Origin of the sequence: Paracoccus aminovorans, assembly GCF_001546115.1 — a bacterium.
In the GTDB taxonomy this organism is placed as follows: Bacteria; Pseudomonadota; Alphaproteobacteria; order Rhodobacterales; family Rhodobacteraceae; genus Paracoccus; species Paracoccus aminovorans_B.
Map to the genome: position 1 here is coordinate 777,395 of NZ_KQ955209.1, position 19,183 is coordinate 796,577.

General features: G+C 64.2%; 15 protein-coding genes and 4 pseudogenes. 15 read left to right on the top strand and 4 right to left on the bottom strand.

Translation table 11 applies throughout. The features are described from left to right. The first annotated feature begins 56 nt into the window (after nucleotides 1-56). Entirely contained in the window at nucleotides 57-1,016 is a 960-nt protein-coding gene (locus ASV56_RS15495; RefSeq protein ID WP_062562900.1) for an IS481 family transposase, read from the top strand. 53 nt (nucleotides 1,017-1,069) lie between these two features. On the opposite strand, the gene ASV56_RS15500 is transcribed toward ASV56_RS15495, so the two are convergent. Continuing rightward, nucleotides 1,070-2,008 carry a LysR substrate-binding domain-containing protein gene (locus ASV56_RS15500; RefSeq protein WP_062562901.1) on the bottom strand — a complete coding sequence of 313 codons (939 nt, stop codon included), beginning with the start codon at nucleotides 2,006-2,008 and terminating at the stop codon, nucleotides 1,070-1,072. Nucleotides 2,009-2,259: 251 nt separating this feature from the next. On the opposite strand from ASV56_RS15500, the gene ASV56_RS15505 reads away from it, so the two are divergent. From ASV56_RS15505 to ASV56_RS22945, 6 genes and pseudogenes are all read left to right on the top strand, one after another. Beyond that, the gene (locus ASV56_RS15505; RefSeq protein ID WP_172823780.1) at nucleotides 2,260-2,724 is read left to right on the top strand and encodes a tripartite tricarboxylate transporter TctB family protein; all 465 of its coding nucleotides are present in this window, start codon (nucleotides 2,260-2,262) and stop codon (nucleotides 2,722-2,724) included. A gap of 7 nt (nucleotides 2,725-2,731) precedes the next feature. Beyond that, nucleotides 2,732-4,243, top strand: a complete 1,512-nt coding sequence (locus ASV56_RS15510) for a tripartite tricarboxylate transporter permease (protein WP_062562903.1) — start codon at nucleotides 2,732-2,734, stop codon at nucleotides 4,241-4,243. Nucleotides 4,244-4,287: 44 nt separating this feature from the next. Further along, on the top strand, nucleotides 4,288-5,223 hold the full coding sequence (locus ASV56_RS15515; protein ID WP_156429201.1) for a Bug family tripartite tricarboxylate transporter substrate binding protein: 936 nt from the start codon (nucleotides 4,288-4,290) through the stop codon (nucleotides 5,221-5,223). Between the two features lie 79 nt (nucleotides 5,224-5,302). Beyond that, complete coding sequence (locus tag ASV56_RS15520; protein WP_062563345.1) at nucleotides 5,303-6,580, top strand: NAD(P)/FAD-dependent oxidoreductase; 1,278 nt, start codon at nucleotides 5,303-5,305, stop codon at nucleotides 6,578-6,580. Beyond that, nucleotides 6,577-7,302, top strand: coding sequence for an aspartate/glutamate racemase family protein (locus ASV56_RS15525; RefSeq protein ID WP_062562904.1), 726 nt, complete (start codon nucleotides 6,577-6,579; stop codon nucleotides 7,300-7,302). Before ASV56_RS15520 ends, ASV56_RS15525 begins: the two co-directional genes overlap by 4 nt. A 537-nt stretch (nucleotides 7,303-7,839) precedes the next feature. After that, a pseudogene (locus ASV56_RS22945) lies at nucleotides 7,840-8,600 on the top strand (IS5 family transposase). Nucleotide 8,601: 1 nt separating this feature from the next. On the opposite strand, the gene ASV56_RS24000 reads toward ASV56_RS22945, so the two are convergent. From ASV56_RS24000 to ASV56_RS24950, 3 genes and pseudogenes are all read right to left on the bottom strand, one after another. After that, nucleotides 8,602-9,012: an integrase core domain-containing protein gene (locus ASV56_RS24000; RefSeq protein WP_172823781.1), complete on the bottom strand. Its 411-nt coding sequence runs from the start codon at nucleotides 9,010-9,012 to the stop codon at nucleotides 8,602-8,604. Between the two features lie 20 nt (nucleotides 9,013-9,032). Then, nucleotides 9,033-9,077 (bottom strand): annotated as a pseudogene (locus ASV56_RS24945) (hypothetical protein); the annotation flags it as partial. 146 nt (nucleotides 9,078-9,223) lie between these two features. Beyond that, nucleotides 9,224-9,754: pseudogene (locus ASV56_RS24950) on the bottom strand (IS3 family transposase); the annotation flags it as partial. A 161-nt stretch (nucleotides 9,755-9,915) separates the two neighbouring features. Between ASV56_RS24950 and ASV56_RS15550 the strand changes: the two are divergent. The 8 genes and pseudogenes from ASV56_RS15550 to ASV56_RS15585 form a co-directional block, all read left to right on the top strand. Further along, nucleotides 9,916-10,206 (top strand): annotated as a pseudogene (locus tag ASV56_RS15550) (IS21 family transposase); the annotation flags it as partial. A 501-nt stretch (nucleotides 10,207-10,707) separates the two neighbouring features. Continuing rightward, entirely contained in the window at nucleotides 10,708-12,756 is a 2,049-nt protein-coding gene (locus ASV56_RS15555; protein ID WP_082724868.1) for a hydantoinase/oxoprolinase family protein, read from the top strand. Continuing rightward, complete coding sequence (locus ASV56_RS15560; RefSeq protein ID WP_062562909.1) at nucleotides 12,749-14,437, top strand: hydantoinase B/oxoprolinase family protein; 1,689 nt, start codon at nucleotides 12,749-12,751, stop codon at nucleotides 14,435-14,437. The genes ASV56_RS15555 and ASV56_RS15560 overlap by 8 nt, the downstream gene beginning before the upstream one ends. 125 nt (nucleotides 14,438-14,562) lie before the next feature. Beyond that, nucleotides 14,563-15,477 (top strand): TRAP transporter substrate-binding protein, encoded by a 915-nt coding sequence (locus tag ASV56_RS15565; RefSeq protein ID WP_062562910.1) that lies wholly within the window; start codon nucleotides 14,563-14,565, stop codon nucleotides 15,475-15,477. A gap of 114 nt (nucleotides 15,478-15,591) precedes the next feature. Continuing rightward, nucleotides 15,592-16,056 (top strand): TRAP transporter small permease subunit, encoded by a 465-nt coding sequence (locus ASV56_RS15570; protein ID WP_062562911.1) that lies wholly within the window; start codon nucleotides 15,592-15,594, stop codon nucleotides 16,054-16,056. 3 nt (nucleotides 16,057-16,059) lie between these two features. After that, complete coding sequence (locus tag ASV56_RS15575; protein ID WP_062562912.1) at nucleotides 16,060-17,373, top strand: TRAP transporter large permease; 1,314 nt, start codon at nucleotides 16,060-16,062, stop codon at nucleotides 17,371-17,373. A gap of 9 nt (nucleotides 17,374-17,382) precedes the next feature. Beyond that, on the top strand, nucleotides 17,383-18,123 hold the full coding sequence (locus ASV56_RS15580; RefSeq protein ID WP_062562913.1) for an SDR family oxidoreductase: 741 nt from the start codon (nucleotides 17,383-17,385) through the stop codon (nucleotides 18,121-18,123). After that, nucleotides 18,120-19,169: a Gfo/Idh/MocA family protein gene (locus ASV56_RS15585; protein ID WP_062562914.1), complete on the top strand. Its 1,050-nt coding sequence runs from the start codon at nucleotides 18,120-18,122 to the stop codon at nucleotides 19,167-19,169. The genes ASV56_RS15580 and ASV56_RS15585 overlap by 4 nt, the downstream gene beginning before the upstream one ends. The last annotated feature ends 14 nt before the right edge of the window (nucleotides 19,170-19,183 follow it).

The following is a 19,183-nucleotide window of genomic DNA, read 5'->3' on the forward strand; positions in this document are numbered from 1 at the left end:
TGTTTGATCCCACGGTTTGATGGTGCGATCCATTCGTCGGAATGGAAGGAAGCACTATGGGACAAGTTCGTCACGGCTGCGCCACGACCACGCACGCCATTCGAGCAGCAATACAGCGATCGCAAGCTTCGATCGCGGCACTGAGCCAGGAGTTTGGGATCAATCCGAAGACCGTGGCGAAATGGCGTAACCGCGAGACGGTCGAGGATTTGAAGACTGGGCCCAAGGAGCCCCGATCCTCCGTGCTCAGCGAGGCTGAGGAAGCAATGGTCGTTGCCTTTCGGCGTCACACGCTCTTGCCGCTGGACGACTGTCTCTATGCTCTACAGCCTTCGATCCCTCACCTGACACGGTCAGCGCTGCATCGGTGCCTTCAGCGGCACGGCATCTCGCGCCTGCCTGAGATCGGCGGCGACAAGCCGAAGCGTCAGCGGTTCAAGCGCTATCCCATCGGTTTCTTCCACATGGATATCGCCGAAGTGCAGACGGCCGAGGGCAAGCTCTATCTCTTCGTGGCCATCGACCGAACGAGCAAGTTCGCGGTCACCCAACTCGTCGAAAAGGCTGACAGGAAGACCGCTTGGGAGTTCCTGGAGCATCTACTGGAAGCCGTGCCCTATCGCATCCACACGATCCTGACGGACAACGGCATCCAGTTTGCCGAGCAGCCCAGGAACCGAAACACTGCCTACTCCCGGCCGATGCGCTTCGACATGATTTGCGAAGCCAACGGGATCGAGCACAGGCTTACCAAGCCCAACCATCCTTGGACCAATGGCCAGGTCGAGCGGATGAACCGAACGATCAAGGAGGCTACCGTCAAACGCTTCCACTACGACACCCACGACCAACTCCGCACACATCTCATGGACTTCATGGCTGCCTACAACTTCGCTCGCAGGCTGAAGACGCTCAGCGGTCTCACGCCCTACGAATACATCTGCAAAGTCTGGACTTCAGAGCCGGACAGATTCATCGTCGATCCGATCCACCAGATGCCGGGACTGAACACCTAGTCCTGTGCGGCAAAGGCCGTCAGAAATGCTCTGGATATATTTACTCCGTGCCGTCAGCCATAGTTCAGTTCCGAGTATCGTCGTTGGTGGGCATCAAGATCGTCGCGCAGGATCTCTGCAAAGGATTCGGCAAGCTTGGACAAGGGGCGATGCTGCGGCATGACGATGGCAGCGGTGAAGGGGACGACCGGCTGAAACGGACGGAATGTCACTTTTCCTGCATCTCCGCGCGATAGCCGATAGCTTTCCGCACTCAGCGGGTCGATGATTGCACAGGCCAGCCCGGCTTCGACGAAGGAGAGCAGAGGATAAAAATATTGCGTTTCGAATCGAGGACAGAACGGCACGTCTTGTGACGCGAAGGCTTCGGCCGTGCGGCTGTAGGTGGAATGGGTGGCAAACAGCGCCGCGATGTCGCGCTCCTTCAGGTCCTGCGGCGTGATGACTGGGCGCGACGCCAGCGGATCGTCCTGCGGCAGCGCACACACGCATTCGTAAGTCACGGGCTCGAACCGCAGCAGGTTCGAATCTTCCGCCGCCTGACCGCTCAGATCGGCGAGGCCGAGGTCGAATTTCTGGGTGGCGACCAGATGCCGCACCTGCAGGGAACTGCGCGTCAAAAGTGTAAGGCGCACGTCCCGTCTCTGCTTGAGAAAGCGCGTCACAAGCTGCGGGACCAGGATCACAGAAGGGCCGGGCATACAGACGACCCGCAGTTCGCCCTGTTCGAGATTGCCGATGCGGGTCATGTTCTGCTCGACGTTGCGCAGCCGTTCCAGAATTTCGTTCGCCTCCTCGAACAGGTAATGGGCCTCGGGCACCGGGGTCAGCCGGCCCGAGTGCCGCAGGAACAGCTTGTAGCCCAGCTCCGCTTCCAGGCTGGCGATCATCGCGCTGACCGCAGGCTGGGTGCGGTGCAGAATGCGCGACGCCTCGGAGAACGAGCCGGTCCGCATGACCTCGCGAAAGACGACAAGTTGCTTGCTATTCATCGCTACCTCCAGTGATTGCACCCAGGCTATAAGAAAACATTTTAACTATGAAGAATTTTCAAATTCGACTTTATGGATTTTTACGACCTATCCTGCGGCAACAAGACAGGCGCGGGGATGAACCGGCGTCTCAGCGACAAGGAGGCAGCTTTGTTCCGCCGAAAGACGATGACTATGAAGAGATGGATGCCCGGCCCGGCAGATCGCGGGCCGGGCCGGGGGACGCGTATCGGTCGGTCGCGGAGGCAGCCATGAACCGGCGTTACGTCGATGTCGTGCTGGGTTCGGTCCTGATCGCCGCCGCCATCCTGATCCTGACGCGCGAGGGGCTGGCTCAGGGCGGCGTCGAGACGCAGCTCGGTTCGATGTTCATGCCGCGCGTCGTGGCGGGGCTCATCCTGATCTTCGCGGCCATGATCGCGATTGCGTCCTTGCGGCAGATCATCGCGCAAAGCCCGCTGGCGCCGCAGGAAACGATCGCGACCGAGGGGCTGGGCGGCGTGCTGATCTATGTCGGCATCTTCGCCGCCTACTGGTGGCTTCTGCCCACGCTCGGCTTCGTCGTCGCCACCTCGGCCGCGATGTTCGCCATCGCCGTCCTGCTCGGCGGCCGGTCGTGGCTGGCGATGGCGGCGATCTCCATCGCCGTCCCGGTCGTCACCTTCTACGGCTGCCGCGAGCTGATCCGGGTCTATCTGCCCGAATGGTCGCTGTGAGATCGCCATGCTGAGCAATATCATCGGCGGCTTCACCGCGGTCCTGGCGCCCGCGCCGATGCTGGGCATCGCGCTGGGGGTCTGCGTCGGCATCGTCTTCGGCGCCATCCCCGGCATTTCCGGGATCATGGCCATCGCGATCATGTTGCCCCTGACCTTCTATTTCGATCCGGTGGTGGGCATCGTGACCCTGCTGGCGGTCTACAAGGCGGGGATCTATGGCGGCTCGATCTCGGCGATCCTGATCAATACGCCGGGCGCTGCCGCGTCCTTCCTGACCTCGCTCGACGGGCATGCGCTGGCGCGGGCCGGCAAGGCGGGCAAGGCGCTGTGCCTTGCGCTTTACGCCTCGGTCACCGGCGAGGTGCTGGCGACGCTGGTGCTGATCTTCGTGGCCGCGCCGATCTCGCTGCTGTCCCTGCAGGCGGGGCCGATCGAAAAGGTCTGGCTGCTGGTCTTTGCCTTCACGGTCGTCGGCTCGATGACCGGGGAATCGGTGCCGCGGGGGCTTTTGTCCTGCTGCCTGGGGATGCTCTTCGCCATGGTCGGCATGTCGGCGGTGACGGGGGCGGCGCGCCTGACCTTCGGAATTCCCGAGCTGCTGAGCGGCTTCACCTTCCTGCCGCTGCTGATCGGGGTCCTGGTCATGCCCGAGGTGGTCGAGGGCGTCCGCCGCCGCAAGACCCCGCAGCACGAGCTGGTCCTGAGGCATTCGCCCGATCCCGCCGACAACCGGCTCAGCTTTCGCGAATACCGCTCGGTCTTCGGGACGATCCTGAAGTCGACCGGCATCGGGACCGTGGTCGGCGCCCTGCCGGGTCTGGGGTCGAGCGCCGCCGCCTTCCTGGCCTATGGCGAGGCCAAGCGCGCGTCCAAGGAACCGGAAAGCTTCGGCAAGGGCTCGCTGCACGGGATCGCGGCGGCGGAATCCTCGAACAACGCCGTCTGCGGGTCGAGCATGATCCCGATGCTGACGCTCAGCATTCCCGGCGACGACGTGACCGCGCTGCTGATGGGGGCCTTCCTGATCCACGGCATCACCCCGGGACCGACGATCTTCTACGAGCATACCGACACCATCTACGCCATCTTCGCCGGCTTCCTGATGGTGGACCTGCTCCTGCTGGTGATCGCGCGCTTCGGCTTCCGGTTCTGGATGAGGGTGGCCTCGGTCAGGACCTGTTTCATCTTCCCCTGCGTCTTCGCCTTTGCCGTGATCGGCGCCTTCACCACCAACCAAAGCCTGAACGACATCCTGATCCTGCTGGTCTTTACCGTCCTGGGCTACGGGATGCGGCTTGTCGGGCTGAACCCCGCCGCCTTCATCATCGGCTTCATCCTGATGCCGATCTTCGAGCAGAACCTCGACCAGGCGGTGTCCATCGTCGGCGGCGACTATCTGCGGCTGCTGGGCTCGCCCATCGGCTGGGGCTTCATCGCCCTTGCCGCGCTGTCGGTCTGGTCGGCGATCCGCATGAACCGCAAGACGCGCCTGCGCGCCCTCGCGGCAAGCCAATAGCCGGTCCCGGCCGGTCGACACCCCTTCCAACAGGAGTATCAAGAGTGAAAAAGCAGCTTGCCCTTCTTGCCGCCATCGGCACCGTCGCCCTGGCGTTGCCGGCCGCGGCCGAGTTTCCCGACAAGCCCATCCGGGTGATCGTGCCCTGGGGCGCGGGCGGCGATTCCGACCTGACCACCCGGGTCTGGGCCGATGCGGTCGAAAAAATCCTCGGCGTGCCCGTCGCCGTGGTCAACAAGGCCGGCGGAACCGGGGTCATCGGCACGACCGAGGTCGTGAACGCCAAGCCCGACGGCTATACGCTGGTGAACGCCGGGCTGAGCAATGTGCAGGTCACGCCCAATTTCAGCGAGGTGTCCTATGACTTCGACAGCTTTACCCCGGTGGTGAAACTGTCGGCGGTTCCGCTGGGTATCCTCGTCGCCAAAGACAGCCCCTATGGCAGCTTCGAGGCATTCGTGCAGGGGGCCAAGGACAAGCGGTTGACGCAAGGCTCCTGGGGCGCGGCCTCGTCCGGGACGATCCTTGCCGGCATCGTCGCGCGGCAAGCGGGCTATACGGTCGACTATGTGCACGCCAATACCACCGCCGAGTCGATGGTCTCGCTGATCGGCGGCCACATCGATTCCGCCGTATCCTTTCCTCCCGCCTTCGAGCCGCATTTGAAGTCGGGCAGCGCCCGCCTGCTGGCCGTGAACAAGAAATCAGACCAATACCCCGGCGTGCCCAGCTTTGCCGATTTCGGCATCAAGGGTGATTTCGAAGGCTGGTCGGGCATCTTCGCCCCCAAGGGCGTGCCGCAAGAGGTGGTGGACAAGCTGGTCGAGGCCAGCGCGCAGGCGATGCAGGACCCCCAGGTCGTCAAGGCCTTCGAGAATATCGGTGCCGAGGTCGATTTCCGCCACGGCGACGAATGGGTCGCGGATATGCGCGACACCTACGGCATCATGGCCGAAGCGGCCGGCGAAATGCGGAAATGACCGGCTGATCGGGCGCGCGGCTGTCGCGCGCCCGGGGCCTTGTGGCCGGTTCCGGCAGCACTCATAATTCGGAATGAACATGACACCGGACGAACGAAGCATCGCCGTCGTCGGCGGCGGTATCATTGGCATTTGCGCGGCGCTTTTCCTTCAGGAAAAGGGCTTTCGCGTCACCATCCTGGACCGGGCCGGAACCGACGACCAGCGGGCCTCATACGGCAATGCCGGAAACCTTTCACCATGGTCCTGCGTGCCGGAATCCCTGCCGGGGCTGTGGAAATCGGTCCCAGGCTGGCTGCTGGACCCGTTGGGACCGATGGCGATCCGGCTGCGCCATCTGCCGGCGGCCGCGCCCTGGCTGGCGCGCTTTCTGCATGCCGGCCGGCCGGGCAGGATCGCGACACAGGCCGACGCGCTGCGCAGCCTCTATGCGCCGACCGTCGATCTTTACGAAGACCTGCTGCGCGGCAGCGGGCACGAGGACCTGGTCCGGCGCTGCGTCTATATCCAGCTTTACCGCGATGAGGCGCAGGCCGACCTCAACGCGCTCGGCCTGCGGCTTCGGCGGGAAAGGGGCGCGAATATCGAGCTTGTCGGGGCCGGCGCGTTGCGCGAACTGGAACCCGATGTCTCGCCGCGCTATCGCAAGGCGGTGGTGATCCACGGGCAGGGTCACAGCGTCAATCCGCAAAGGCTTCTGCGCGTGCTGGCAGAGCGCGTGGTCCGCCAAGGTGGGCAGGTGTTGCGGCGCGATGTCGCCGGGCTGCGTCCCGGCCCCGGCGGTATTCAGATCGAAACTCCGCAAGGCGGGTTTGCCTTTGCCAAGGTCGTTGTCGCGGCCGGGGCGTGGTCAGCGAGGCTGCTGCGGCCGCTTGGGCTGAGCATCCCGCTGGAAACCGAGCGGGGCTATCATCTGACCGTTCCCGACTCCGGTGTGCGGGTCAACAATACGCTGATGGAGGCCGGTCGCATGGTGGTGGCCAATTCCATGGAAGGCGGCCTGCGCCTCGCGGGAACCGTCGAACTGGCGGGCCTGCGCGCCGCGCCGGACCATCGGCGCGCCCGCAACCTGGCGGTTCTGGGCCAAGAGATCTTCCCGGCGCTGAATGTCGAAAATGCGACCGAGTGGATGGGCCACCGCCCGTCCTTGCCGGATTCTCTGCCGGTGATCGGCCGGATGCCGGGATGCCCCGACATTCTGCTGGCCTTCGGCCACAGTCATCTCGGCCTGTCCGGGGGCGCGCCCACCGGCCGGTTGATCGCCCAACTCGCGGCCGGCGAAATGCCTTCGGTCGATCTGGCCCCCTTCCGCGCCGACCGTTTCCGCCTTCTTGGACCACAGGAGAAATCCGCATGACCTTGCAACGCGGCGGCCGCAACATCTGCGGCATTTCCATCGGCGTGCTTTCGCTGGAAAGCTATTTCCCGAAGCCGCCGGGGCATATCAAGAATCCCTCCAGCCTGCCGTTCACCACCGCCTACGAGATCCTCGACGGCATCACCGTCCCGGAACTGCTGAACCGCCCAAGCCCGGCCATGGTCGGACGGTTGATCGAGGCGGCACAAAGGCTGGAACGCCAGGGCGTCCACGCGATCACAGGCTCTTGCGGGTTCCTAGCGCTGTTCCAGCGCGAAATCGCCGAGTCCGTACGCATTCCCGTCTTTCTGTCTTCGCTGATCCAGGTGCCGCTGGTCTGGCAGATGACCCGCGCGCCCGTCGGTGTGCTGACGGCTTCGGCCGCCGCCTTGACGGCGCGCCATCTGGCCGGCGTCGGGGCGGATGGGGTGCCGCTGGAAATCCAGGGCTTGGAGGACACGCAGGAATTCGCCAGCGTCATCCTGCGCAATGAACGCAATGACATGGATCTGGACAAGGTGGAGGCCGAGGTCATCGCCGCCGGACGCGCCCTTGTCGCCCGCAATCCGGCGATCCGGGCAATCGTGCTGGAATGCACCGACCTGCCGCCCTTTGCCTGCAGCTTGCAGCAGGCCCTGGCGCTGCCGGTGTTCGACCTGGTGACGCTGTCGGGGATGATCCATGAAGCCGCGCTCCGGCAAGCCTACAAGGGATTCACATAGCGAGGCCGGTCGGGATATCCGCCAACAACCTCGTCAGACTGCCTCATCTGCCAGCGGCGCGACGATGACGAACCTAGTGGGCCACACGCCCCCTGCACCCAAAAGCGCGAGGCCGGGCAGCGAAGCTGGGATGAAGGGAAACCGTTCTGGATCGACGATTGTTTTCAGCGGCCTGCAGGTTGTACCCGATCAAGCCACATTGCGTGTCCGACGTTCCAGCTCAGGCGGTGTTATTGGCTGTCCCCTCGGTGACATCGTACGCGGCGCCCGAGACCATGCTGGCATCGTCGCTGGCCATGAACACCACCGCGGGCGCGATGGATTCTAGCGGAAGCCACGGCAGGCCGAGGGGGGATTTGGCGGCAACACACCCTTCCGGCCATACGTGGTATTTTACGCCCCTATTGGAGTGAACCCCACGAGCTGGACCACGGGGTTCCATAGAACTAGGTGGTGTTGACAAAAGGGATTCACAGGGTGGCCTGATCGTGATTCAAGCTGGTACCTGCAATGGAGACCAGCTTGGCACGAGACCTGATGTCGGACGAGGAATGGGCGTTTCATGAGCGCTTCATTCTGGCCGTGCGCGCCCCGAACGGGCGCAAGCCCGCAAATCACCGCCTTGTTCTTGATGGGATTTTCTGGATCGCGCGGACCGGCTCTCCTTGGCGCGACCTCCCAGAAGAGTTCGGGAAGTGGTCCAGTGTCTACCGCCAGTTCCGGCGCTGGACCCTGGCGGGGTTGTGGGAGCAGATCCTCGAAGCGCTGAACGAAAGTCGGATCGTGCCGGATGCGCTCCAGATGATCGACAGCACCGTGATCCGCGCCCATCATCAGGCAGCGGGCGCAAAAGGGGGACTCCAAGACAGGGTTTTGGCCGTTCAAGAGGTGGTTTCACGACCAAGGTCCACCTGCGCGTCAATGCTGCCGGGCTGCCAATGAGGTCGGACATCACGCCGGGCCAGACATCGGACTACCTGGGCTTTGATCTGGTCATGGACGACAACCTGCCGGAGCCTTGCATCCTGCTGGCCGATCGCGGCTATGACTCCGACAAGGTTCGCAAAACCATGGAGGCGCGTAGCATCCTGCCGGTGGTCCCGATGCGCAAGTCTCGCAGGCTCCGTGTCGCTGTCGATCGCAGGCTCTACCGGCTGCGGAACCTTGTCGAGCGGTGCTTCAACAAGCTCAAGAACGCTCGCCGTGTCGCCACCCGCTACGACAAGACCGCCGAAAGCTTCCTTGGCTTCATCGATATCACGTCGATCCGCCTCTGGCTCCGCCATTTGTCAACATGACCTAAGCCGCCTTCTGGGCGATTAGCGTTTCGAATTCCTCGGGCGGACGGTAGCCGAGGGCTGAATGCAGTCTTCGGGAATTGTAGACCTGCTCGATGAAGACTGGCAATCGACCGGCGACATCCGCGAAGGTTTCGTAACCGGCGAGATAGACCTCCTCGACCTTCAGGGTCTTCATGACGCTTTCGGCCTGGGCGTGATAGGGATTCCCGACGCTGCTCATCGAGCCGAGCAAACCTGCAGCATCCAGGGCATCGCGATAGAGCTGGGATGCGTATTGGCAGCCCCTGTCCGTGTGATGAATGCATCCCGGCGGCGGCTTCCTGCTCGTGACGGCTGATTGCAGGGCGGCCAGCGCGAGCGGTGTGTCCAGGCGCTGTGACTGCGCATAGCCACGACGTTGCGGCTGCAAGCGTCGAGGATGACCGCGAGGTAGCAGAGGCCTTGGGCGACACGAATGTAGGTAAAGTCCGCCACCCAGACCTGGTCAGGTCGATCGGGATCCTGTTTCGATAGAGGTTCGGATGGATCGGCTGGTCATGACGGCTGTCCGTCGTGCGCATATAGCGCCGCTGCGGTTTTACACCCAATCCAGCCAACCGCATGATCCGCGCCACTTTCTTGTGGTTCACGATGAGCCCTCGGCGGCGCAACTCATGCGTCACACGCCGATAGCCGTAGCACGGGAACTCGTCCTGGATGTCTTCGACCAAGGCGATGATTTCCGCGTCCGTTGGCTCGGTCTCAGAGGGCATCGCGCGATAGTAGAAGGTGCTGCGCGGCAGGTTCATGGCTTGGCACCCCTGTCTGACAGAGCAGCCCGGGGGCCGCTGATCACAAAGGATCTTTCGCTGCCGTTCGCGGTCAGCACCCTCGGTGTTTTTTCTGACAAGATCAAGCTCCATCGTCAGCTGACCTACCTTCCGCTCGAGCGCGGCGATGCGAGCTTCATACTCGGAGATGACGCTCGCCTCTGCTTCCTCGTCATTCAGTTCGCCCCGATCAAACTGCGTCAGCCACAGGTGGATGAGGTTGGCGGAGATCTGGTGCGTGCGCTGCGCATCCCGCCGGCCGATCACCCTGGCGCGGATGTCTTGGCAGAGCTGCAGCTTGAAAGGCGTCGAATGCCGACGGTAGGGACTTCGTGATGCCATGAACTTTCTCCGATCAAGGCCCGTTCAGTGTATCAGTTTTTCAGGATCCCGTGGTCCAGCTCGTGGGGTTCACTCCAATAGGGGCGTAATTTCCACTGAGAATTGAGCCATGTGAACCTTTCCCCAAGCAATGAGCGGCGGGGGTAACGGGAATGATCCACATGAGACTTTTGAACATCATTCGACGCATGCACTTGCGGCAGAAGCTGTCGGTCCGCGAGAACGCGCGGCGCACCGGCCTGTCGCGCAACACGATTACCAAGCACCTGGCGGAAGGCACGATCGAGCCGAAGTTCGCCACGCCGGACCGGCCGAGCAAGCTTGATCCTTTTTCCGAGAAGCTGACCGGTTGGCTGAAGACGGAAGCCGGCAAGTCGCGCAAGCAGCGACGGACGCTGAAGCAGATGCATGCCGATCTCGTCAAGCTGGGCTTCACCGGCTCCTACATTCGAGCGGTGCGATGAAATCTAGGCCCGAGCCAATCAGACACGAAGCCGGTAGCGTTCGGGTCGCCGTCAGCGATGTTCCGCCGGTCAGCAGACCTCGGGTCCAGCGCTCGCCGAAATCCGCTTCGAAATCCGCAGCATCGCTATCGGCCAGTTCGATATTGGCCCAGTCATGAAAGCACCCTCCCTTGGTGCTCGCGCCTGCCGAAAGCCGATTGCTCCGGCGCATGGGCCTTGCGGCGTTGTTAGGGATCGTCCGTCCAAGCCTTCGGCAGAGAGAGCACCCGATCAATGAAGGCGTGCCTGTGCGGTCCTTCGCATGCAGATCCTCGGCCAAACTGTGGTCGATCTCCAACGGCAGACCGCTATTTCAGAATACTTTTTACATACCGAACGGCGAAATTTATTTGACACTCAGAATCCCATTTGCATACTGAAATGCAGCCGCCCACTAGCGACTCGCTGTGGCAAGGGGCGCATAGTCCAATAAGTTCAAGGGAATACGGGATGGGAAACTGGGTGATCGGAGTCGATGTCGGTGGGACTTTCACCGACTTTTCGGCGCGACAACTGTCAACGGGGCGCTCTGTCCTGCATAAGCGCCCGTCCACCCCTCATGATCCATCGGAGGCCATTCTGAACGGCTTGGCTGAGCTGCAGCAGAAGGCCGGCATCGCCGGAGAGGATATCGCGCGCTTCGCGCATGGCACCACCGTGGCGACCAATGCCCTGCTGCAGCGCAAGGGGCCGAAGACGGGGTTGGTCACGACCAGGGGCTTCCGCGACCTGCTGGAAATCGGCCGCCAGGTCCGTCCCGCGATCTACGATCTGCAAACCGACGCCCAGCCGCCGCTGGTCGAGCGCGAGAACCGCGTCGAGGTTCTGGAACGCACCGGCCCGCAGGGCGAGGCTATCGTCGATTTGACCGATGCCGAGATCGAGGCGGTGATCGCCGAGCTCGGCCCGATGGATGACGTGGAATCCATCGCGGTCTGCCTGATCTTCTCGTTCCTCAACCCCGCGCATGAACAGCGGCTGGCCGCGGCGCTGCGCAAGGCCTATCCCGGCCGCTATGTCTCGATCTCGAGCGAGGTCCACCCGGAATTCCGCGAATACGAGCGCTTCTCGACCACCGTCATCAATGCCTTCCTGCAACCCGAGGTCAGCCGCTACATGGACCGGCTCAGCGCCGCGATCCGCAAGGCGGCGCCGCGGGCGGCGCTGGGGATCTTCCAATCCGCGGGCGGGCTGATGTCCATCGAGCTTGCCTCGCGCTTTCCGGTGCGCACGGCGCTGTCCGGGCCGGCGGCCGGGGCGGTCGGCGCGCAGGCCGCCGCGGCCATGTCGCGGATCGAGAACATCATCACGCTCGACATCGGCGGGACCAGCACCGACGTTGCCCTGATCCAGGGCGGCAAGGTGGGCAAGTCGAACCTGCGCGACATCGCAGGCTTCCGCATCCGCCTGCCAACGGTCGACATCCATACGGTCGGCGCGGGCGGCGGCTCGATCGCCCATCTGGGAGCGGACGGGCTGCTCAAGGTCGGTCCGACGAGCGCGGGGGCCGTTCCGGGCCCCGCCTGCTATGGCCGCGGCGGCGACCTGCCGACGGTGTCGGATGCCAACGTCGTCCTTGGCCGCCTGCCGGCGCGCCTGGCTGACGGATTCAAGATCGACAGCGACCTTGCCCGGGGGGCCATCGCAAAGATCGCGGCGCCGCTGGACGTGTCGCTGGAAAAGGCGGCGCATGGCATCGTCAGCATCGCCGCCTCGAACATGGCCCGTGCCATCCGCGCCGTCTCGATCGAGAAGGGCCAGGATCCGCGCGACTACACGCTGATGTGCTTTGGCGGGGCGGGCGGGCTGCACGCCGCCGATGTCGCCGACATCCTGGCCATGCGCCGCATCCTGGTGCCGCGCGCGCCCGGCATCCTTTGCGCCGAAGGGCTGATCGTCTCGGACCTTCAGGAAAACTACGTGACCACCTGTCCCTGCCCGCTGGACGGCGATGTCTCGATGATCGACGCCGCCATAAGGGAGCTGAGCGCCCGCGCCGAGGAATGGCTGGGCGAGGAAGACGACTATATCGTCAACCGCAGCCAGACCGTCATCCTGGACCTGCGCTATATCGGCCAGAACTACGAGCTTCCGGTCGAGCTTGCCACGGCACGCCACGCGCCCGAACTTCCCTCGGTCGAGGAGCTGAAGCAGACGTTCTTCCAGCAACACGAGATAGCCTATGGCCATTTCAACCCGGATGCCGGGGTCGAGGTAGTCAACGTGCGCATCCGCGCGACGATGGAATTTTCCAAGCAGACGCTCGAAGCGTCGCGCCCGGAGGGAAGTCCCGACCCGGTCTCGTACGAGCAGATCTGGTTCGAGGAGACCGGCTTCCTGTCAACGCCGGTCTATCAGCGGGACGGCCTTGCCGAGGGCGCCTCGATCGATGGGCCGTCCCTCATCACCCAGTTCGACACCACAACCCTCGTGCCGCCGGGCTGGACGGTCCGGGTTGACGGCGCGATGAACATGATCATGGAACGCACCAATGGCTGAGCCCGTCACGCTTGATCCCATCACCATCGAAATCAGCTGGAACAGCCTGCGCTCGGTGGCCGACGAATGCTTCCTGACGCTGATGCGCAGCGCCTTCTCGACCAATATCAAGGAGCGTCACGACCATTCGACCGCCATCGCCGATGCCCGCGGCCGGCTGATCGTGCAGGCCGAGAATGCCTTGCCGATCCACCTGGCGTCCATGTCGGGGCTGATCGGGCTGATCCTGGACCAGTATTCCGACACGCTGGCCCCGGGCGACATCTTCATCGCGAACGATCCCCATGTCGCGGGCGGCTCGCACCTGCCCGACATCAACATGGCGATGCCGATCTTCGACGGCGACCGCCTGCTGGGCTTCGTGGCCAATATCGTCCACCATGCCGATGTCGGCGGGGCATCGGTCGGCTCGATGTCGGGGGGCCTGAACGAGATCTACAAGGAAGGCCTGCGCATCCCGATCCTGCGCCTGTTCCGCAAGGGCGGGCTGCAGGACGACATCATGCGCTTCATGCTGCTGAACATGCGGCTGCCCGACGAGCGGCTGGGCGACCTGAACGCCCAGATCGCAGCGGTGAAGCTGGGCGTGAAGCGCATCGGAGAGATGGTGACGCGCTACGGCGCCGACCATCTTGTCGCGCTGTGCGACGAGATCGTGACACGGACGAACCTGCGCATGCGCAAGGCGATTTCGGGCATTCCCGACGGGGACTACCGCTTCGAGGACGTCATGGACGATGACGGCCTGGGCACGCTCGACGTCAGGATCGCCCTGACCGTGCGCAAGCGCGGCGACAAGGTGGTGTTTGATTTCACCGGCACGTCGCCGCAGGTGGCGGGCAACTTCAACATGACGCTGAACACCACGAAATCGGCGGTCTGCTATGCGCTGAAGGCGCTGCTCGACCCCGAGGTGCCGAATAACCAGGGCATTTTCGACGCGATCGGCATCGAGGCCGAGCCGGGCAGCTTCGTCAACTGCAGGCATCCCGCCGGCGTCGCCATGCGCGCCAACTCTTGCCAGCGCGTCGTCGACGTGGTGCTGGGCGCCTTTGCCGAGGCGCTGCCTGACCGGGTGGTGGGCGCGGCGAACGGCGCCAATACCTCGGCGGTGTTTGCGGGCACCGACCCGCGGACCGGCCGCTCCTATGTCTATCTGGAAACGCTGGGCGGTGGCATGGGCGCGCGCGCGACCAAGGACGGCAAGGACGGCGTGCAGGTCCATATCACCAACACCGCCAACCTGCCTGTCGAGGCGATCGAGCTGGAATATCCGCTTCGGGTCGAGGAATACGCGCTGATCCAGGATTCCGGCGGTGCGGGCAAGTTCCGCGGCGGCATGGGCATCCGCCGCGCCATCCGTCCCATCGGCCACCTGTGCGAATTCAACGGCGTGGGTGAGCGGTTCCGTCACCGGCCCTGGGGCATCTTTGGCGGCAAGCCGGGCGCGGCCGGCAGCTTCCACCTCAGGAAGGACGACGGCGCAAGGGAAGAGCTGCCGTCCAAGATCTCGGGGATCTTCGTCACCGACGAGACCGTGGTGGTGATCGAGACGCCCGGCGCCGGCGGCTACGGCGATCCCGCCGAACGCGCGCCGGAGGCGCTTCACCGCGACATCGTTTCGGAAAAGCTGACCGAGGAATTCGTCGCCCGCAACTATTGCGTGGAAAAGGTCGCGTGATCGACGACACCTGACTTCGACATAACGCCAACAGAGAGGAAACGATAATGATGCGAAACAGCATATTGGGCGCAACGCTCGCCCTCACCACCCTTGCGGGGGCTGCCTTTGCGCAAAGCGTCACCATGGATCTTGCCAATGAGTACGGCGAATCCACCATCATGGGCCAGGCCGACAAGGTGTTCATCGACGCCGTCGACCAGGCCTCGGGCGGAGACATCAAGATCACCGGCCATTATGGCGGGTCGATCGGCTACAAGTCGGTCGACCAGTTCGACGCGGTGGGCGACGGTGCGCTCGACATGGCTGACACCATCACCACCTCGCTTTCGGGCATCGAGCCGCTGTTCCTGCTGTCGTCGCTGCCGTTCATCGCCGGGTCGAATGCGGACGCGAAACTGCTTTGGGAGGTCGCCCGGCCGCATTACGAAGAGGTCTTCGCCAAGCACAACCAGGTCCTGCTCTGGGCGACGCCCTGGCCGCCCTCGGGGATCTGGGCCAAGAAGCCGGTCACCGCGCAGGGCGACATGGCGGAGTTGAAGATCCGCGGCTGGGACGCCAGCGGCGTGCGAACCATGACCAACGCGGGATCGACCGCCGTGCAGATCAGCTGGGCCGACACCGTGCCGCAGCTTGCCGCGGGCAGCATCAACTCGGTCCTGACCTCGGCCGATGGCGGGGCAAGCTCGAAGTTCTGGGAGTTCCTCGACCATTTCACGCCGGTGAACTATTCGATGGCGCTGAACATGACCCACATGAACAAGGACGTCTACGACGCCCTGACCCCCGAGCAGCAGCAGATCATCCGCGACGCGGCGCAGAAGGCCAGCGACGCGGCCTGGGCCGATCTCGAACTGCGCGTGGCCGAGAACTTCAAGGAGATGCAGGCCCATGGCGTGACCATCGTGACCGACATCCCGCCGGAGTTCCTGGCCTTCCTCAAGCAATCGGGCAAAGAGGTCTATGACGAATGGCTGGCGGCCGTGGGTCCGGCCGGCCAGAAGATCCTGGACGAATATGCCGCCAAGCGCGGTTCCTGATGGGCCCCCGGGGGCGCAGGAAAGCGCGCCCCCGGCCTGCAACCCCTTGCTGAGGTGTCAATCATGCTTTCGCATGCGATCAACCGCGTTTCCGCGGCATGTTCAGGGGCAGGGATGGCGATCGCCGCGCTGCTTCTGGTCTATATCGTCGTCCATATCATCTTGGAAATCGTGCTGAGGAACTTCTTCGCCAGTTCGACTAATACCATGGGGGAATTCGTCGGCTATGCGACCGGCGCCATGGCCTTCCTTGCGCTGGGCCATACCTTCGCCAACCGCAAGCATGTCCGCGTCAGCCTGCTGCGCCGGCATCTGCGGGGCAATGCCGCGATCGCCGTCGAGCTGTTCTGCCTGGCGGCGACATTTGCGGTCTTCGCCTTCATGGCCCGCTTCGTCTGGCTGATCCTGGCCCGCGACTACATGCGCGGTTCGGTCAGTCCCGGGCTTGTTCCGACCCCGACCTGGTATATCGCCGCGGCGATCTTCGCCGGCCTGGTCATCTTCTTGATCCAGCTCGTCGCCTCGGCGTTCGACACGGTTCTCAATGGCGTTCCCGAAGAACAGATCGAGGGAGAGTAGGAATTGGAATCTCTGGTTGTCGCCTTCGGCGTCCTCGCCCTGGTCATCTTCTTCCTGGGGATCGGCGTCTGGGTCTTTGCCGGGCTGCTGCTCGTCTCGGTCACCGGGCTCGCCTTCTTCATCGACATGCCGCTGCACCGCATTGGCACGATCCTTGGCCCGCTTGTCATCCGCTCCTCGACCGCATGGGAGCTTTCGGCCATTCCGATGTTCATCTGGATGGGCGAGATCATCCTGCGCACGGATGTCTCGACCCGGCTTTTCAAGGGCCTCTCGCCCCTGACCTATTACCTGCCCGGGCGGATGCTGCATACAAACATCTTCGGATCGGCGGTCTTTGCGGCGATTTGCGGCTCCAGCGCCGCCACGACCGCGACGGTGGGCAAGATCACCATTCCCGAGCTGAAAAGCCGCGGCTATTCCAGCGCCCTCTCCTATGGCTCGCTGGCGGGCGCGGGCAGCCTGGGCCTGCTGATCCCGCCTTCGATCATGATGATCGTCTATGGTGTGCTGGCCGAGGTGTCGATCTCGCGCCTGTTTGCCGCGGGGCTGATCCCGGGCCTGATGATCGCGGGCATCTATTCGACATTCGTCATCATCTGCAGCCTCATCCGGCCCAGCGTCGCGCCCGCCGACACTTCGGCGCCGACATTGCGCGACGTGATGGTCGGGATCGGCAACCTCGCCCCTATCGGCCTGTTGATCGGCGTCGTGCTGGGGGCAATCTATTCCGGCCTTGCCACGCCTTCGGAAACGGCGGCGATCGGCGTGGCGGCGACGCTGCTTTACGCGGCCTGCACGCTGCAACTGAACTGGGACGTCTTCGTCTCCAGCCTCAAGGCTTCCGTCCATACCAGCTGCATGATCTCGGCGATCATGATCGCGGCGGCCTTCATGTCGACGGCGATGGGCTTCATGCATGTTCCGCACAATATCGCCCAGGTGATCGACGGGCTGCAGCTGTCGCCCTATCAGCTCATCGCCATCCTCGTGCTGTTCTACCTGCTGCTGGGCATGTTCCTTGAGGGCATCTCGATGACGGTGATGAGCCTGCCGATCACCCTGCCGCTGATCGTGGCGGCCGGCTTCGATCCGATCTGGTTCGGCATCTTCCTGATCCTGATGGCCGAGCTGGCGCAGATCACCCCGCCCGTGGGTTTCAACCTGTTCATCCTGCAGGATCTGACCCGGTCCTCGATCACGCGCATCATCTCGGCCTGCGTGCCGTTCTTCCTGCTGATGTGCCTGGGCGTTGCGCTGATCACGGTCTTTCCAGAGATCGTGCTGTGGCTGCCCGACCACCTGTTCAACAAATAGGGAAACAAGATGACACGGCTGAAGGACAAGGTCTGCGTCGTCACCGGCGCGGCGGCGGGCATCGGGCGCGAAACCGTGCTGGCCTTCCTGCGCGAAGGGGCTGGTGTCCATGCCCTGGACCGAGACGAGGCGGAGCTGGAGCTGTTGGCGCGGGAGCATCCCGGCCTTCGGATCGCACGGGTCGACGCGACCGACCCGGATGCGGTCCAGGGCTTTCACGCTGGGCTCGACCGCCTGGATGTGCAGGTGAACTGCGCCGGCATGGTCGCGGTCGGCAGGCTGACCGATTGCACGGCCGACGACTGGCGGCGCTCGCTTGACCTGAACATGACCTCGATCTTCCTGATGATGCGGGCGGCGTTGGGGCTGATGGCGCAGGCCGGGCGGGGCAGCATCGTCAACATCGCCTCGGTCATCTCCTCGATCGGCGCGGCGCCGGACCGCTTCGCCTATGGCGCGACCAAGGCCGGGGTGATCGGCATGACGAAATCGGTCGCGCTGGATTATGCGGCGCAGGGCATCCGCTGCAATGCGATCTGCCCCTCGGCGGTCGAGACGCCGTCGATGACCGCCCGGATCGAGGCCATGGCGGACAGCGCCGCAGCGCGCCAGGCCTTCGGCGCCCGGCAGCCGCTGGGCCGCATGGGCACCCCGGCCGAGATCGCCGAGCTTGCGGTCTATCTCGCCTCGGACCTGTCCGCCTTCATGACCGGGGGCGCCATTGTCATCGACGGCGGGGCCAAGCTGTGAGCGGCGAGATCCGTGCCGCGATCATCGGCCTGGGCCGCTGGGGACAGGCGCTTGCGGATGCCAATATCGCCAACCCGGCCTCGGCCCTGCGCCTGACCCATGGCGCCACGCGCAGCCCGGAAAAGGCCGACGCCTGGTGCCGGGACCGCGGCCTCGGCCTGTTCGGCAGCTACGAGGAAGTCTTGGCGGACCCCCGGATCGACGCGGTGGTCCTGGCTACGCCGCACAGCCAGCACGCCCGGCAGATCATTCAGGCGGCGGAGGCGGGAAAGCATGTGTTTGTCGAAAAGCCGCTGGCGCTGCGACTCGAAGATGCCCAGGCCGCGACCGCCGCGGCCGAGGCGGCGGGGATCAGGCTTTGCGTCGGGTTCAATCGCCGCTTCCTGCCCGGTTTCCGACGCATGGAGCAGATCGCCTGCGACGGCGGCCTCGGCCAGCTTCTGCATGTCGAGGGCGCGTTTTCCGGCAGCTTCGGCTATCAATACACGGCCGGGATGTGGCGCGGCGACACGGCGGAAAACCCGGCGGGCGGCATGGCGGCGATGGGGGTTCACATTCTCGATGCGATGATCGCGCTGCTGGGGCCGGTGCGGCGGGTCGCGGCGATCAGCCGCCATGTCGCGGTGCCTTCGGACCTCAGGGACGTGACCAATGTCGCGCTCGACTTCGCCTCGGGCGCCACGGGCAGCCTGTCGACCCTGATGTCGACGGCCAGCTTCTGGCGTCTGCACCTGTTCGGCGGACAGGGCTGGGCGCAGATGCCTGACCAGCACACGCTGGTCACCGCCGATCTTTCGGGGACGCCGCACAGCGAAGGCTTCGCCGCCAGCGACAGCCTGGCGCAGGAGCTCGACGCCTTCGCCCGCGCCGTGGCGTGGAACGCGCCCTATCCGGTGACCGCATCGCAGGCCCTTGCCGGCGTCGCAGCGATGGCGGCGATTGCGGACTCCGCCGCCTGCGACGGTGCCTGGACCGCGGTCCAGGCCGAAGGCGCGGCGGGGGTGGCCTTGACGGGTCCGGCCTGTCATGCTCCTTCATTCGGATGACTCAGGGAACATGT

Excerpts from the sequence above, each read along its gene's own strand:
- ASV56_RS15510 (WP_062562903.1), top strand. The coding sequence starts at position 2,732 with ATGCTGAGCAATATCATCGGCGGCTTCACCGCGGTCCTGGCGCCCGCG.
- ASV56_RS15555 (WP_082724868.1), top strand. The coding sequence starts at position 10,708 with ATGGGAAACTGGGTGATCGGAGTCGATGTCGGTGGGACTTTCACCGAC.
- ASV56_RS15525 (WP_062562904.1), top strand. The coding sequence starts at position 6,577 with ATGACCTTGCAACGCGGCGGCCGCAACATCTGCGGCATTTCCATCGGC.
- ASV56_RS15505 (WP_172823780.1), top strand. The coding sequence starts at position 2,260 with ATGAACCGGCGTTACGTCGATGTCGTGCTGGGTTCGGTCCTGATCGCC.
- ASV56_RS15565 (WP_062562910.1), top strand. The coding sequence starts at position 14,563 with ATGGATCTTGCCAATGAGTACGGCGAATCCACCATCATGGGCCAGGCC.
- ASV56_RS15495 (WP_062562900.1), top strand. The coding sequence starts at position 57 with ATGGGACAAGTTCGTCACGGCTGCGCCACGACCACGCACGCCATTCGA.
- ASV56_RS15500 (WP_062562901.1), bottom strand. The coding sequence starts at position 2,008 with ATGAATAGCAAGCAACTTGTCGTCTTTCGCGAGGTCATGCGGACCGGC.
- ASV56_RS15520 (WP_062563345.1), top strand. The coding sequence starts at position 5,303 with ATGACACCGGACGAACGAAGCATCGCCGTCGTCGGCGGCGGTATCATT.
- ASV56_RS15580 (WP_062562913.1), top strand. The coding sequence starts at position 17,383 with ATGACACGGCTGAAGGACAAGGTCTGCGTCGTCACCGGCGCGGCGGCG.
- ASV56_RS15560 (WP_062562909.1), top strand. The coding sequence starts at position 12,749 with ATGGCTGAGCCCGTCACGCTTGATCCCATCACCATCGAAATCAGCTGG.
- ASV56_RS15570 (WP_062562911.1), top strand. The coding sequence starts at position 15,592 with ATGGCGATCGCCGCGCTGCTTCTGGTCTATATCGTCGTCCATATCATC.